The organism is Pseudoduganella buxea (assembly GCF_009720835.1).
In the GTDB taxonomy this organism is placed as follows: Bacteria; Pseudomonadota; Gammaproteobacteria; order Burkholderiales; family Burkholderiaceae_D; genus Rugamonas; species Rugamonas buxea.
Genome location: NZ_WNKZ01000226.1, coordinates 1 through 905, shown reverse-complemented (window position 1 = coordinate 905; position 905 = coordinate 1). Strand labels below are relative to the sequence as shown.

2 pseudogenes are annotated in these 905 nt (G+C 68.0%); one reads left to right on the top strand and one right to left on the bottom strand.

The features are described 5' to 3' along the window. A pseudogene (locus tag GM672_RS27730) lies at positions 1-290 on the bottom strand (hypothetical protein); the annotation flags it as partial. 282 nt (positions 291-572) lie between these two features. Here GM672_RS27730 and GM672_RS27725 point away from each other — a divergent pair. Beyond that, positions 573-905, top strand: a pseudogene (locus GM672_RS27725) (TlpA disulfide reductase family protein); the annotation flags it as partial.

The window sequence follows — 905 nt, the reverse complement described above, 5'->3', positions numbered from 1 at the left end:
CGCCACAGCCGCTGCGCGGCCGGTGCCACGCCGTGCACGGGATCGCACAGGGCCGCCTGCCGTGCCGGCACCCGCGCGCCGCCGTGCAGGCAGTCGATGCGCAGCACCTCGCCATCCGAGCTGGCGCGGATGCAGACCAGCACATGGTGGGGCAGCACGGCCTGCAGCGGCCCCTGGGCCCAGCGGAACAGCTGGTCCAGTTCGCACAGGCCCAGCGCCCCCTCCAGCGCATGCACTAGGTAGTGCTGGTCATGGGGCCCGAGCAGCCCTGCTTCGGCGCCCACCTTCATGCAGCGACCTTGCGGCGGCCAACCAGCGCGGGCTCGACCGCCCGAACACTGTCGCGAACACTGTCGATTGGGCGTACCTGGCTGGGCATGGGCATCGGCGTCACAAATTGAAAGGCAGATTTAACTATGCACGATGTCACGCTGTCCAGACCAATACCATTTTGTTCACGCATTCAGTGCTTGCGCGACTAAATCATGACGAGGACTATTGGTTCGGCCATGCCTTTCATGCATTTCTAACAAAGCCGGGTTACGCTTGCGGTCCACACAAAGGAGAAGCGCATGGATGTCATCCGACTGGGGCCGCTGGTCCTGCCGATGCAGGTGGCCCTGACCCTGGCGGCGCTGCTGGCGGCCAACGGCGTGGCCGCCTGGCTGCACCGCAGGCAGGGCGTGGACGCGGGACCGGTGCTGTGGAAGATGACGGTCACGGGCTTCGTCGTGGCGCGGCTGCTGTTCGTGCTGCGCCACCACGACCTGTATGCCGCCGCGCCGTGGACGGCCCTGGACTTCCGCGACGGCGGCTTCGACGGCATGGCCGGCCTGATCGCTGCCTGCGTCGTCGGCGCCGAGCTGACGCGCCGGCACGCCCCGCTGCGCAAGCCGCTGCTGGCG